At 43.3% G+C, this 15,174-nt stretch carries 12 protein-coding genes; all 12 read right to left on the bottom strand.

What is annotated here, in order from left to right; translation table 11 throughout:
- Nucleotides 1-30: 30 nt before the first annotated feature.
- The 12 genes from HED67_RS05020 to HED67_RS04965 all read right to left on the bottom strand — a co-directional run bounded on the left by HED67_RS05020 (nt 31) and on the right by HED67_RS04965 (nt 15,173).
- The gene (locus HED67_RS05020) at nt 31-201 is read right to left on the bottom strand and encodes a Flp1 family type IVb pilin (protein WP_246612106.1); all 171 of its coding nucleotides are present in this window, start codon (nt 199-201) and stop codon (nt 31-33) included.
- A gap of 19 nt (nt 202-220) precedes the next feature.
- A complete protein-coding gene (locus HED67_RS05015) occupies nt 221-1,693 on the bottom strand; it encodes a type II secretion system F family protein (RefSeq protein WP_221717705.1) in 1,473 nt (490 codons plus the stop codon).
- An 11-nt stretch (nt 1,694-1,704) separates the two neighbouring features.
- Nucleotides 1,705-2,427 carry a type II secretion system F family protein gene (locus tag HED67_RS05010; RefSeq protein ID WP_221717704.1) on the bottom strand — a complete coding sequence of 241 codons (723 nt, stop codon included), beginning with the start codon at nt 2,425-2,427 and terminating at the stop codon, nt 1,705-1,707.
- 2 nt (nt 2,428-2,429) lie between these two features.
- Nucleotides 2,430-3,692 (bottom strand): CpaF family protein, encoded by a 1,263-nt coding sequence (locus tag HED67_RS05005; protein ID WP_178441556.1) that lies wholly within the window; start codon nt 3,690-3,692, stop codon nt 2,430-2,432.
- A complete protein-coding gene (locus HED67_RS05000) occupies nt 3,689-4,594 on the bottom strand; it encodes a P-loop NTPase family protein (protein WP_221717703.1) in 906 nt (301 codons plus the stop codon). Before HED67_RS05000 ends, HED67_RS05005 begins: the two co-directional genes overlap by 4 nt.
- A 36-nt stretch (nt 4,595-4,630) precedes the next feature.
- Nucleotides 4,631-5,155, bottom strand: a complete 525-nt coding sequence (locus tag HED67_RS04995; protein ID WP_221717702.1) for an A24 family peptidase — start codon at nt 5,153-5,155, stop codon at nt 4,631-4,633.
- A gap of 183 nt (nt 5,156-5,338) precedes the next feature.
- A complete protein-coding gene (locus HED67_RS17625; protein WP_408639817.1) occupies nt 5,339-5,599 on the bottom strand; it encodes a pro-sigmaK processing inhibitor BofA family protein in 261 nt (86 codons plus the stop codon).
- A gap of 14 nt (nt 5,600-5,613) precedes the next feature.
- Nucleotides 5,614-7,608 (bottom strand): 1,4-alpha-glucan branching protein GlgB, encoded by a 1,995-nt coding sequence (gene glgB / locus HED67_RS04985; RefSeq protein WP_215631721.1) that lies wholly within the window; start codon nt 7,606-7,608, stop codon nt 5,614-5,616.
- A 20-nt stretch (nt 7,609-7,628) separates the two neighbouring features.
- The gene (locus tag HED67_RS04980) at nt 7,629-8,207 is read right to left on the bottom strand and encodes a TetR/AcrR family transcriptional regulator (protein WP_178441561.1); all 579 of its coding nucleotides are present in this window, start codon (nt 8,205-8,207) and stop codon (nt 7,629-7,631) included.
- 132 nt (nt 8,208-8,339) lie between these two features.
- Entirely contained in the window at nt 8,340-13,634 is a 5,295-nt protein-coding gene (locus HED67_RS04975; RefSeq protein ID WP_221717700.1) for a penicillin-binding Tp47 domain C-containing protein, read from the bottom strand.
- A gap of 210 nt (nt 13,635-13,844) precedes the next feature.
- A complete protein-coding gene (locus tag HED67_RS04970; protein ID WP_178441563.1) occupies nt 13,845-14,717 on the bottom strand; it encodes a 4Fe-4S binding protein in 873 nt (290 codons plus the stop codon).
- Nucleotides 14,718-15,173 (bottom strand): FMN-binding protein, encoded by a 456-nt coding sequence (locus HED67_RS04965; RefSeq protein WP_178441564.1) that lies wholly within the window; start codon nt 15,171-15,173, stop codon nt 14,718-14,720.
- Nucleotide 15,174: the final 1 nt, after the last annotated feature.

Here is a 15,174-nt window from a genome sequence, read left to right as displayed (position 1 = left end):
TGAGATAAACCGTAATGACGCCTCGGCGCATTATATCTTATTACTCTCAGTTGTAATTTTCTTGAAAATATTATTAACAATGCTCGTCAGCTGCTTTTTAAAAATAACAACCAGACTGATCAAAACAACCAGAATAAGAATAATCTCAACAACGCCAACTGCTGTCTCCTCATAATAAAACCTTCTCCACAATGACATCATACTCATTCCTCCCCTTAACCTACATTGACAAAAATGCAGGTACCATTACAATCATCAGCACAATCACCAACAATAAGATCATTGGCAGCAAAAGCTTTGTTCCTGCCATTTCCCCCATTTGCTTTGCAAAATCTCTTCTCTGTTTTTCCGCTTCCTCAGCCTCCTGAAGCATTAACCCCTCCATCCCTCTGCTTCCCCGGCGTATATACTGTGTCAGCAGCTGCATAAATTTGATATACTGATGCAGCTCCGTACGTTTTCCAAATTCAATATAAGCCTGTATCTCCGGAACACCGGACTGCATCTGAATATGGGCATATCTGAGCTCCTTATACAGCCACTTTTCCTGCCCTCCGCCTTCTTTCTCATAATCCTCCATCAGCTGATACCAGCTTCTTCTTGATGTCATGCCGGCACCAAGCATCAGGACCATACGGTAGACAAATCCCGGATAATCATGAAGCAATTGTTCTGTACGCTGTTTTAATTGCGCCTTCAGCCGCTCCTCTTGATAAAGCATGAGACAAATTACAGCAATGATGCTAATCAGAATCAGCAGCGGCATCTGAGAATGAACCTGGTAGTGCCATGTTACAGCATGTCCGCTCACCGAATCCGGCAGGATGAGCTGAAGCTTTTCCTCTGATTGCTTATCTGCTGATTTCAAAGCTTCCTGAAGATCATCCTGAAGCTTCTCCTGTTCCGTCTTTTTCACCGAGACAATACAGATATCCTTCTCATATTCCTTCAGGACTTCATCCCCGTATCGAATTTCTGCTGTCACTTTCGTCTGAACCGGCAGAGAAATTTCTGTCATATCACCAAGTGTACCATCCTGATTGATCAGATTATAATCATCAGTGGCCCACTCTATCGTTATATTCTCTCCCGGAAACTGCTCCGGAAATACCAGATTTGTCTCCACATGGCTCAAATCTGTATTTTCCCCGGGAAGCACCTGATCAATGTATGCAATGACTTTTTGAAGCAGTGCTTCCTGCTCTGACTTTGAATACTTTCTTGGTGCAACGTTCAGCGTCAGTTTCTGTGTCCCCTCCACCGATTCTATCTCAGCCTCCACAGCAACATCCCGGATCTCTCCCCTTGCATCTTCCCTTTCAATCACATTATCGACCAATTCCGGCACACGGTCCGATAAACGATACAAAGTTAAAAAAAAGAAGGCAAAGAGGACACAACCATAAAAGAGCATAATCTTTTCTATCGCATGTCTGCGGCAAAATTTTTCTTTTCTGATCCCGGGATACAGCTTTCCGGCTGCTTCACCGGCATATCCGGTCAGCCACCGGGATTCTTTTACAGATTCCGGCAGATGGTACAGCATCCATACAGCCACCATCTGAAGCCACCCCATTCCCTTCGGTACAGGAAAATATTTTTTTGCTTTATGTCTTCTGCACCATCGTTCCGCCAGAAATACCGGCAGCAAAACAATGCACAGGAAAATACTGCCGAACAAAAACCACCCCATAAGGCACCCCCTCATACCTGTATATCCAGAATTTTATAACCGATCAACATGGCAATACCATATAATACCAGTGCCGCCGTCATTAGAATTCTTCCGGTTAATGTTGTATAAAGCACTGACATATAATCCGCAGAGCACAAATTCATATAAATCAGAATTGCCGGCGGTACGATCAGCATGACTTTCCATTCTCCTTTTTTCCCTGCCAGCAGTGTATCAATTTCTGAATTGATCTCCATCCGAAGATTCATCGTATCTGACGTATGTCTGATAATATCTGACAGCGCTCCGCCGCTCTTTCTGGCGATATTCAAAATTTTTACAAAATATAAAATATCTTTGTCATTGCAGCGATCTGCAAAATCATTGAGCACTGTTTCTACTGAAATATTCCGGTCCAGCTGAATACATATCTTTTCAAATTCCGGCAGCAGAACCTGATAACGACCGGCAGATACAAGCATATCCTTTCGCACGTCCCGGAGTGCTTTTTCCAGTGTTCCTCCTGCCGCCGTGCTGCTGTACATCATGGCGGTTACATCCTTAAATTCTTTCCATAACCTTGTCTGTCTCTGATTAACCCTCTTTTTTGCCTTAAATCTGATAAAAATCGGCAGCACGACCATTCCCGCCAAAGAAGCAATCAGATTTCTATAGCACAGCCAACCCACCAGAAAAATGACAACAGCCCCCTGCAGAATATCCATCAGCAATATTTTTCTATTCTTATCCATCATCAGATCTCCGGTGATTCCAGTGCCGCCGCCCGAAGTTTTCTCCTGTTCATCAAACGATAACCGGTTCTGTCAAGACCGCCGCGGACTTTCTCCGGGGCATTGCCGTAAACACTTGTTTCTCTCAGCAGATCATCCCTCTCGTTGAACTGAAAAAGCTTGTTCAGCACATAGCCATTCTGATCACAGGAAAGTACCTCTGTAATCTCCGTCACACGCCTGGATCTGTCACGCAGGCGCCCCAGCTGAATGATAATATCAATGGATGAAGCAATCTGTTTGCGTATGGCAGGCAGCGGCATATCCGAACCCATCAGGATCATTGTTTCGATACGCGACAGCATATCCTCCGGTGAATTCGCATGACCGGTGGAAAGAGATCCGTCATGACCTGTATTCATACTCTGGATCATATCCAGTGCCTCCGGTCCGCGCACTTCCCCTACAATAATTCTGTCGGGACGCATTCGAAGACTGGCTTTGATCAAGTCTCTGAGTGTCACACTGCTGACTCCCTCTGCATCCGCCTGACGCACCTCCATCCGAACCAGATTGGCTATGTCATGGAGCTGAAGCTCTGCAGAATCCTCAATCGTGATCACTCTTTCCGTCTTCGGAATATAATCTGCCAGCACATTTAAAAATGTCGTCTTTCCGGTACTTGTGGCGCCGCTGATAAAAATATTGTAGCCGGCCTGAACAAGAATCTTCAGATAATCTGCCGCCTCCTGACTTAATGATTCCCACTCAATGAGCTTTTCCATCGTAATGGCCTCTTCCGGGAACTTTCTGATAGTCAGGATCGGACCGTTTAATGCCACAGGATCTAATACAACATTTACTCTGGATCCGTCACTCAGACGGGCATCCACAATCGGTACGGATTCATTCACCTGTCTGTTGGATCTTGAAACAATCTGCTGGATTACATCTTCCAGCTTTTCCCTGGATTCAAAGTGTCTGTCCCATGTATATATTTTGCCATTGCGTTCATAAAATATAGAATCTGCACCATTTACCATAATCTCCGATACAGATTTGTCATCAATTAGTTCTTGAAGCAGATCCAGTCTCCGGATGGCATTAAATAATTCCTGTCTGAGGGTTAGTTTTGTCACTGAGCTCATGTACATATTCCTGCTTTTTTCCATAATCACTTCATCAATCACATCTCCGATCGCCTCATCTGATAATTCCGTACTCATATCCAGCCTCTGATGTACCATCTCCTGAAGCTCCTGCTTCATCACCTGGAATTCCCTCATGGCACCACCTCCCTGATCTTCAAAACTCTTTCTTCAAAACTGCCCTCTGTCATCCTACTGACAATAGAAATAAATCTTTCCGTCAGTTTTTCTTCCCATTCTGTCTCATCTCCGGCAATAATCCATCTATCTCCGGCCTCAAGCAAGACCGCCGGCGGCAGCATCGCCCCAAAATCAAAAATCACCTGATCATATACAGTGCCCTGGTACAGCTGTTCAAGGCAAAACTGCCAGTCTTCAGCATTTAATTCCTCGATTTCCGCCGGATTCGCAGACGGCATCAAATAATCAAATTCGGCTCTGGTTACCATCATCCCCAATCTGGTTCCCAGATTATCCTGCCGCTGCTTCACATAATAAATCATCTCCGATATTCCTTCTTTTCTGCCACCACTCTCCAATAAATCAGTAAAACATGTCACAGGTTCCAGATTCAAATACAAAACCTTCTGATTTTCTCCCTCTTTTCTGCAAAATTCCAATACACTTCTGACCCTCTTCTCACTGCTGACAGGCATATAAATACCTGTCAGCATCCACTTTCTTCCTTTGCTTCCCATAGGCACAACTGCATTTCCCTTATCTGCGCAGCATTTCAAAATTTCCCCGTAAATCTTTACTGCCGACTGATACTTATACACATATTCATTCTCTCCCTCTGCCTGTCTCCCCTCTTCATCCAATAGAATGACCTTTTCATTGCTCACTTTTTCCCCATACAAATCCATCAATGAAGAAGTCATCAAAACTACATCTGCCTTTTCCCATTGCTCATCCCCGATCGGATGTTCAAGATACAAATGAACATTGAAGGGTGAATCTGTCTGCCGGCTGATAAAAGCGGCCAGCCTTTCGCCATACCCCTGTCTATTCTCCAGCATGACCAATGTCATATTTTTCAAACACCTATCCACCTCCTCTTTCCATCAATTCTATCTCTAAATTTTTCCCATATTTGCTGCCAGAAATATCAGAACTGCCAGAAAAACCGGGACCGCAAAATGGATCGTCCACTTTTCACTCTTTTGCGGATACGCCATATCCATATACGGCTCCCTTCTGCCAAATGCCATCTGCTGCACATAATTGAAAAAGTAAATCATTCTTTCTTTGAATAATCCATACTTCAAAATTTTTGCCAGTGCCAATACTGCCCCGCTGATCAAGGCCAATAAGAGGACTTTCACAATTCCGTATGGTCCTGTATAGACACCGACCGCCATCAAAAGCTTCAGATCACCGGCACCTAACATTGCCAGAGCAAAAAGCCATCCGAACAAAATTAAAGGAATGGCAGCTCCCAATACCACTTTTAAAATGCCTGACCATCCATTTGAATATACTTGCAGAAAAGCGCCATTGCATGCAGCGACAAAAATAAGTGCATTCGGAATTCTGGCACATTGCCTGTCTTTCACTGCAGCCGCAGCTGTAAAAAGCAGCAGCGTCATTTTTAAAAGCATTGCCTCACATCCTGTTGCTATTTAATTTTTTCATAAGTTGGGGAAAATTAAGATGATTAAGAATTTGTATCTGGATTATATCAGCATCCAGACTCTTTGTAAATGCGCAGGCATATGATTGGCCCTATCATTGGTCGACCCTGCATGACCGCTTATGACAGCAGCTAAGGTCCCACGACATAATCAGACATACATCTGAACAAAATACAGCCCATAAACCAGCAAAATCCCGGGAAATCCCAGAAAAGCACAACTAAAAAAGGTGATAACATTCATTCCGATGGGTATCACGATTCCAAATAACGTCAGCACAAATGAAATCAAAGAAATACACCCGGTGCCCACAACTCCGCGAATCAGAAAACGCAGCATAAAATACCATCCTTTTGAGACTTGTCTGTTATAAAAGAATATGTCCCTGCTCTTTTTATAGAACAGGGACATATAAAATGCCTGTGTTATTTGATTTTCTTGTAATGGCCGGCAAGATGATGGATATCTTCGCGTGTATATTTCTTTGTCGGTAATTTCTCCGGCTCAGGCTCCGGTTCCACATAATCGAACTTGAAAATGCAGACACCATAAGCACCCAGATGATACTTGATGGAATAGTCCTTGAAATCCCAGCTTTCCTTAACTGCTTCAATCGGCTCCGGATTGACCACACCTGTCCCGCCGTATTCCAGGGCATTGCTGTTGAAAACCTCTGTGTATGTGCCCGGACACAGAACACCTGACTGGAATGTATCGTAAGCCACTGGTGAAAAATTAAAATGACAGAGTAAACAATGCTTCTTGTCCTTCGTCATTCGGCAAAATGTCAGCATATTATGCTCCGCATCGGAGCCATTGATCCATGCAAAACCTTCCGGTGAATTGTCAAGTTCATATAATGCCGGATAGTCATGATAAAAATGAAGAAGATCTTTGTAGTAACGGTTCAGCTGCTGATGCTCCGGATACCTTTCAAGCAGATACCAGTCAAGGCTCTTTGCCTCATTCCACTCTGCCGTCTGAGCAAAATCCTGCCCCATAAACAGCAGCTTCTTACCCGGATGCATCATCATCAGGCCATATGCTGCCCGGAGATTACCGAACTTATCAGGCATGTTTCCCGGCATCTTGTAAATCATGGACTTCTTCAGATGCACAACTTCATCATGGGACAGAACAAGCACGTAGTTCTCGCTGTAAGCATACATAAAACTGAATGTAATCTGATTCTGATGATATTTTCTGAAAATCGGATCACATTTCATATACTCAAGAAAATCATGCATCCAACCCATGTTCCACTTGTAAGTAAATCCCAGGCCATCATCTGCCACGTCACCGGTCACCTTCGGCCATGCGGTTGATTCCTCCGCGATCATCATCGCTCCCGGATCTCTCTTCGCCACGATGCCGTTTAAATGCTTGATAAATGCAATGGCCTCATAATTCTGATTGCCGCCGTCTTCATTCGGGATCCAATTGCCTGAAGAACGTCCGAAATCAAGATAAAGCATGGAAGCCACCGCATCCACACGCAGACCGTCAATATGGAATTTCTCAATCCAGAACAAAGCATTAGCCACAAGGAAATTTGAAACTTCTGTTCTGCTGTAATTAAAGCAATAAGTTCCCCATTCCGGATGCTCACCTTTACGCGGATCCTGATGTTCATAAAGAGCTGTACCGTCAAAACGCCCGAGACCGAATTCATCCTTCGGAAAATGTGCCGGTACCCAGTCTAAAATAACACCAATGCCGCGCTGATGCATGTAATTGACAAAATACATAAAATCTATCGGCGTACCATATCTGGCCGTCGGAGCATAATATCCTGAAACCTGATATCCCCATGAACCGTCAAAAGGATGTTCCGACAGACCGATCAGCTCCACATGGGTATAGCCCATATCCAGAACATACTCCGCCAGTTCAACTGCCAGCCGTCTGAAATTGTAAAACTCACCCGGCATATCCGGATCCTTCTTCCATGATCCCGGATGCACCTCATAAATGGCCATCGGCACATTGATCTGCTTCTCCTGGTGGGCCGCTCTCCATTCATCATCCTCCCAGGCAAAATGACTGATATCTGTCACGACAGAGGCGTTGTCCGGGCGAAGTTGGGATGCATTGCCGTAAGGATCCGCCTTCAGAACAGTATACCCCTGGCTTGTCTCCACAGCAAACTTATAAAGATCTCCCTTTTTGACACCGGGGATAAATAAATCCCATATACCGGACTGCTGAACCGGCTGCATCTTGTTGGCTTCGGCATTCCACTCATTAAAATCACCTACGACACCCACACTTCTGGCATTCGGTGCCCATACTGCAAAATAAGTTCCTTTCTCTCCGTTCTCTTCTGCCAGATGCGCTCCCATCTTCTCATAAATCTCATAATGTGTGCCCTTGGCAAATAAATACGTATCCAACTCCGATAATCTGTGTTTATATTCCATTCCGTACCTCCCCATTACTTTTAAACATAAATGCCGTGTAAAAATTGATGTACCAGCTCATAAGCCTGATGTTCTGACAAAGCCGGTCTGTCTTTCGATGATTTGTTAAACCAGTATAACATATAACTGTTCAGTAAGCCGAAGAAAACGATGCTGTACTGCTCCTGCCGTCCGCGCATATTGCCAATCCTGTCACCGGCAGACACAAACAGCTGCGTCATCATGGCTGTAATCTCCGACATATAAGGCCGAATCGCCTTATATGTATCCGATTCCTTTGCAGAATACATCATTGCCATCATTAATCGGTAATATGCCTCATGACTGCTGCAAAATTTAAAATAAAAATTCGTCATCCTTTCAAGGTTTAATTGAAGATCCCCCTGATATTGGATGGCTTCTGCCATTCCCGTCTGCAGATCCGCATATCCTTCCATGGCAACCGCCTGCAGCAGCCCATATTTACTGCCGAAATAATGATACAGTGTCGGCTTCGTCACACCGGCCGCATCCGCGATTTCCTGAACACCGATAGCATCATAGCCTTTCTCATAAAAAAGATGCAATGCCTTCTCCAGAATATTCATCCGATTGTCCATGCTTTATCCTCCTGATATCAGTATACCATTCGGTATAATAAAAAGCAATGAAATTTCACTCTGTATACAGAAAAAGAGCCCGGTCACTGCAAATTGCAGTGACTGGGCTCTTCCCGATTCAATCAATAACGATTATTCTTCGTCTTCTCTTCTGGATTTTCTTCTGAGTTTTAATCCCAGACCGCCGATACCAAGTGAGGAAACTGCCGCGCCAAGAAGGCCTAATACGCTTACAGGATCTCCTGTCTTAGGGGATTTCTTGGAAGTTGTTGTATTATTCTTCTTTGTTGTGGTTGTTGTATTGTTCTTCTTGTTATTGTTTGTTGTGCTATTCGTATTTATTGTTGCAGAAGCCTTCTTCAGACCATCAATCGCTGCCTGCAGATTCTTTTCTGCTGCATCTATAGATTTCTGAGATTCTTTTGCTTCCACTGCCTTTTCAGCATTTGCCAGCGCATTCTGAAGAGTAGTCCATGTTGCTGCTGTATAATCATTCTTCTTGAGATCCTTAGCTGATGTAATCAGTTTTTCCAGAGAAGATGTATCAACAGCATCTGTCTTATCCTTCTTATCATCAGGTGCTGCTTTCACAAGGGCATCGATTTCTAACTGCAGTGTCTTAGCCGCTGAATCAACTGCTTCCTGTGATGTCTTTTCTTCAAGCACACGTTTTGCTGCTGCTACTTCTGTCTGGAAGTGCTTCCAGCTCTCTTCTGTATAATCGGATTTATTCAGAGCTTCCGCTTTTTTAATCACTGCTTCAAGGGCTGATGTATCTACAACTACTGGTTCCGGAGCAACCTTTGTTGTATAAGTAAAGCTTACTGGCTGATAACCTGTAGATGTTACTGTGATTTCAAATGTATCACCTTCGGCAAATGGTGCTGCATCTGTCTTAATTGAACCATCTTCATTAATAATAACTGTTGCTCTACGGCCTGTTGCTCTGTAATCTGTGCCATTAACACTGACTACCGTAATATTCTTGATGTAATCTGCAAATTCTTCATCTGTTGCATCTGCAGTCTTAACAAGTGACTTCTTATCATCATCATATGCAGCCGGCATTGCTTCTGTATAAAGTTCAAAATCTGTCGTGATATCCGCATATTTGCCGCTCTTATCAGAAATCGTTAATGTATATTTTCCCTTTGCTGCATTGTCAAAGCTTAATACACCATTCTGGACACTAACACCATTAAGGCCTTCTACTTTGTACTCAGCATCATAATCATCAGGTAAACCTGTCACTGTCACATTTGTCTGTCCAGCTGTTACAGATGCATTTTCAACAGATAATTCATGTGCAAATTTCACAGGTACATAAATTTCTCCTAACGGAACACTGTACATACCTTTATCTGTATAATAAGTAACAGATGTGATCGTCTGTCCCATCATAGCTTTATAATGCTCAGAGGATGTCGGGCAGCCGTGAACAGATTCTGTAAAGCCAGTTGCCCAAGCCAGTTCTTCCATTCTCCAGATATTTTCAAGATGACGCAGACCATAGCTGCTGCCTTCTTTTGTATCCACAACAACTGCATTGACATTTGCTACGCCAAGTTCTGTCAGTTTATCACGAAGACCGGTAATGTCAAGCTGGTAATCACCATATCCTGTTTCTGTAGATAAATCACCGGTAAATCCATCCAATTCTGTTACATCACCAACAGTCTTACCGAATACAAGATTACCCTCTGCATCAACGAATACCTCTTTGTAATAAGATGGTGTCTCGCTTAATGTATAATATGCATAATCCGCATTCTGGTATAATGCATCCTTGCCTGTATAAGTTGTTGTGCTTGTCTGTCCTCTGTTAGTAACTGTAATTTCAACAGAATCATTATCTGTTACCTGAGTATATTTTGACAAATCTACGCCTTCTCCAACTTTTACAGGGAATGTAATACCATTGATTTTACTTCCATCTGTATTTGCATGATAGGAACCACCTGAAAGACCTGGTGTTCTTGTCTTATTCAGTGTTGCTGATGTAAATACGTCTACATCCACATCATTGTTTACTTCTGCCTTGTAGAACTCTGCATATGGGATGTTCATCAGTACATATCCAGCTTCTTCAACCTGATTCTTAACTAATGCATCAATGGCTGCATTCAGATGCTCTGTTGCTTCATTTACTGCTGACTGGCTGTGCTTTGCTTCCAGTTCTTCTTTTGCTTCTGCAAGTTCTGTCTGCATAGAAGCCCAGGAATCTGCTGTGTAATCTGCTTCATTTAATGCTTCTGCCTTTGCAATGGCTGCTTCAAGAGCAGTTGTATCCTGTACAGGATCTGGTTTTACAATATTCTCATCTGTTGCCTGGAACTGGTAGGTTGCATCTTCATAACCAAGAGCACTGATTGTAATTGTCCAGTATCCTGTGCCATCTGTTCCTTCTGGCAGCTGGCATCTTAAGGAATCTGTCAGACCAAGCTGAATACCCATTTTCTTATGCATCCAGTTATCTGCTGCAAATTTTGTACCATAGGATACTAATGCATTTGTATAAGTACTGTCTTCACCATAATATGTCCACTTAACAGCCTGCATATTGGCACCAAGATCAGCAAAATTAGTTGTCAGATCCACTCTCAGGAACTCACCATATGAACCATTCGCTTCTTTTACAGTCAGCCCGGCTTCTTCTGCTGATGGTGCGGACTTTAATGCCTGTCCTTCGATACCTGATTCTGATCCGTCTTCTCTGGATGAGAAACTGAAGCTGCCATCTGCATTCTTTGTAACAGTCTTCAGTCCATTTGTATGTGCTGTTACATTGGCTTTCACTGCATAGGAAGCAAGCTCACCTTCACCATATCCGCCTGTCAGATCCATGCCATTTTCTACAACTGCATAAGTTTTACAGAAATCTTCATAATCTGCTGCCGCTACTTTTACCGGTACGTATTTAATACCTGTAACGTCATATTCAACCATTGTTGTTGTGCTGCCATCTGCCTCTGTAATATTACCTTTTTCAAATGTAATTGTACTTCCGTCTGTTAAAACAGCTGTATTGCCATCTGTCCAATGGGATACTTTGTATTCTTTGCCGTTTGCACCTTCAATGATGGCTGTGCACTGGTAACTTCCTCTGTGAAGACCATGGTTTGTTGTTGCTCTTGTGACTGTATCAAAGGCACCTTTATCATGTTCGCCCTTTGTATCCACATCATCAGATGATGATGCATCACCAGCCGCATAAACACCTTCATTTGCCCAGTATTCTGCCCAGCTGAGACCTGCATAAACATACTTGTACTGGCTTTCAGCTGTATATGTGAATTTGTAATTGTTTTCATAACTTGCTGCTGTTACTTCAATTTCAAATTCCTGTCCTTCTTTTGCATCAGCAAATGGTACTGCTTCTGTATTGATACTGCCATCTTCATTAATAATCTTAACAGCACCTTTTCCTGATGCCGCATAAGCTTTGCCGTCTACAGATACAGATGTAATATTCTTTACATAAGCTGCAACATCATCTGCACTGTATCCGTCTGCAGGTACAAGTGCTTTCTGATTGCTGTCATATGTAATTGGTGTAACTTCTGTTGTTAACGTGAAATCAGCAGAGATGTCCGCATATTTGCCGCTCTTATCTGTTACCTTTAATGTGTATTTGCCAACCTTTGCATCAGCTGCTGTATAAGTCAGCACGCCATTTTCTACCTTAACATTTTCAAGACCTTCGACACTGTATTCAGCCTCATAATCTGATGGAAGATTGTTCAATGTTACTTTTGTTTCACCGCTGGATGCTTTGGCATCAGCAACTTCCACACTGCCGTCAAATTTTACAGGAACATATACACTCATAGGGATCTCATAGATACCTGCATTTGTGTAATAGGTTACTTTATTGATTGTCTGTCCCATCATTGGAACATAATCCTTATACTGAAGCTGGTTGCCGTGCGCTGTTGTCACAAAACCTGTGCTCCATGCCAGCTTAGATATTTTCCAGATATTCTCTACATGACGAAGGCCATAGCTATCGCCTTCCTTTGTTCCTACAACAACACCATACACGGTTGTAATATCATCTGGCAAACCTGAAAGATTCATCTGATAATCACCGTATTTTGATGATGTTCTGAAATCCGCAGTCACATTACTCAGTGTCTGTACTTCCGCGCCTTCTGCTTTACCAAAGCTTAATGTGCCGTCCGCATTGACAGTTGCTTCTTTGTAATAAGAAGGTGTCTCGCTCAAAATATAATAAGCGTAGCTTGGACTTTCAAATAATGCATCCTTGCCTTCATAAGTTGTTGTTGTCTCTTTGCCTTTCATTGACACGGTAATATCAACTTTGCTGCTGTCTGTCACCTGTGTCAGCTTCTCAAGGGCTGAAGCATCATCAAGTTTAACCGGATAAACAATACCTGTAATATCTGAACCATCACTGTTCACATGATAAGAACCTGCGGCAAGGCTGGATCTTGTCTTATTTAATGTTGCTGATGTGACAGCATCGGCATCATCATCACCTTCTGCTGCGTAGAATTTGTCATAAGGAATATTCATTAATACATAAACTTCCTTTGCCACTGCGTTCTTTTCAAGACCATCAATGGCCTTTGTCAGTTTTGCCTCTGCTGCATCTACCTTATCCTGGCTTTCTTTTGCTTCAAGGGCTGCCTTTGCTTCTGTCAGGGCATTCTGCATTGTCTTCCAGCTATCTGCTGTATAATCTGCTTCTGTGAGACCTTCTGCTTTTTTAATAGCCGTCTGGAGCTTTTCTACATTGACTTCAGCCGCTGCCTTTACAAGACCGTCAATGGCCTTTGTCAGTTTTGCCTCTGCTGCATCTACCTTATCCTGGCTTTCTTTTGCTTCAAGGGCTGCCTTTGCTTCTGTTAAAGCATCCTGCATGGTCTTCCAGCTGTCTGCTGTGTAGTCTGCCTCTTTAAGGCCTTCTGCCTTTGTAATGGCTGCCTGAAGCTTTTCTGTGCTCACTTCAACTGCTGTTGTCTTTTCTTCAGCTTTTGCAATGGCTGCTGCTGCAGCTTCTTTTACAGCCTTGGATGTACGTGTTGCACCGGAAACAGAATCCCAGCTATTGACTGTATCAGCAGTTGCTTCTTTGCCTTCAAGTAATGTCTTGATACCTTTTGACTTGTTATAAGCCTTGTTGAAATAGCTGTCATTTCCTGAATCATAACCACTTGCTGGTGTTACTTTGATATCAGTAAATTTACCATCAGCTACCGTCAGGGAAACTTCTACATCATATTCATCCCACTCATCGTCAGAATCCTCTTCTGTTCGTGTTACATGAGCTGTTGCTTTATATGTACCATCTTTTGCAACCTGTGCCCCTGTTACAGCAAATGCTGTTGTCGGGCAAACACCGGCTGTCATCGCTGCGATCATCAGACCGGCAAGTGTCTTATTGATTAATTCATTCTTTTTCATATCGTCCTCCTTGTAAGTATGAAATTTGTATTATGAATTAGGCGCCGCTCTTCAGATTCCAAAATAATGATATCTGAATGAAGCTTATATTAAAAATCAGCGTTAGCACACGCTAATCATTAATCCTTTTTATGGAGCTGTCTGCACATGGCAGCCCAGCCCCGGTTTTCTAATTGAATAAAAAATTTTTCAGCACTTTTTCACCAATAATTAGATTCCCAGCCAGATAAACAGGCCAAGTAAAATCAATGCTCTGATAATAGTAAAAATAACTTCATTACCTTTGATACCCGGCAATCCGCAGTGAATATTAGCACGCGGACAAGTGTCAATACACTTCTGGCACTGGAAACAGTCACCGCTGACATTCATGGATCCTGCCTCCGGCAGACCGATATCTGACGGACACTGTTTTGTGCAGGCACTGCAGCCTTTGATGCACTGTTCCCGTTCTCTTCTCAATGTAAAGAACGGAAGCATCGGCAGCCATGAGAAAACGGCTCCCATTGGGCACAGAAAACGGCAGAAAAATCTTTCCTGCACAGCCATGCCAATCATGATCAGCACCAGCAGCACAACACCAAGAAGATAGCCGCCCAGCTTAAAATTAAAAGCATGGAGCATAGAGAATACATCCCAGGGACTGTAGCCCTGTGTCTGACTGTAAACACCTTTGAAACAAAGAATAACAATAACAGCCAGCACAACATATTTCATCATAGTCAATTTTTCAGTTACTTTCTCCGGCAGTTTCACCGTTTTTTTCTTCATCTTTTTGCACACCCATACATAAATGGCATGCACGGCATCTCCAAAACTGCCGAATGCACAGGCGAATCCGCAAAAGAAACGTCCGAATACAATAGTGTACAGGCACAGTACAATCAGCACTGACACAAAGGAGGTCAGACCGATTTTTTCTCCTGCACCCAGTTGTGTGAATATATACTTAACACCGGCAAAAGCCGCCGTATAAGCCGATGGCAGAAACAAAAAATATAAAAGCTGTATCGCTGCTCTCAACCAGCTGTGCATTTGTCTGCGCTGCTTTTTTGTAAGATTATGTATATCGATTTTGTTCATTTATTTTGCCGCCTCTTCCAGTGCCTGTGTGACTGCATTCTTGATACCTGTGGAGCTGAATGTAGCTCCGCTGATGGTATCAACATCTGCACTCTGGGCATCTATGATTTTCGGAATGATATCCTCCGCCATGGAAAGATAAGCGCCATCCTCCTTTTCTGCTGATACAATACTGATATCTGTAATGGAACCGCCTTCAACCGTAACTTCCACTTGAATATCACCGCCAAATCCCTGTGCCGTACCTTTCCATACACCATTCGTGTAGGCTCCGCCGGATGCCGCAGCATCCTGCGACTGCAGGACAGCCTGCTTATATAAATTGGCACTTTCCAGTTCAGCCGTCAGTTTTGCGATCTGATCGTCCTTGTCACGCAGCGTCAGTACTGTATTGTATCCGATAATCAACGCCGCAATGAGCACCAGATTCACCCCTCGAACCCAAAATGTCTTCATC

It is taken from the genome of Pseudocoprococcus catus (assembly GCF_019734885.1).
Classification (GTDB): domain Bacteria; phylum Bacillota; class Clostridia; order Lachnospirales; family Lachnospiraceae; genus Coprococcus_A; species Coprococcus_A catus.
This window is presented reverse-complemented; position numbering and strand designations above follow the sequence as displayed.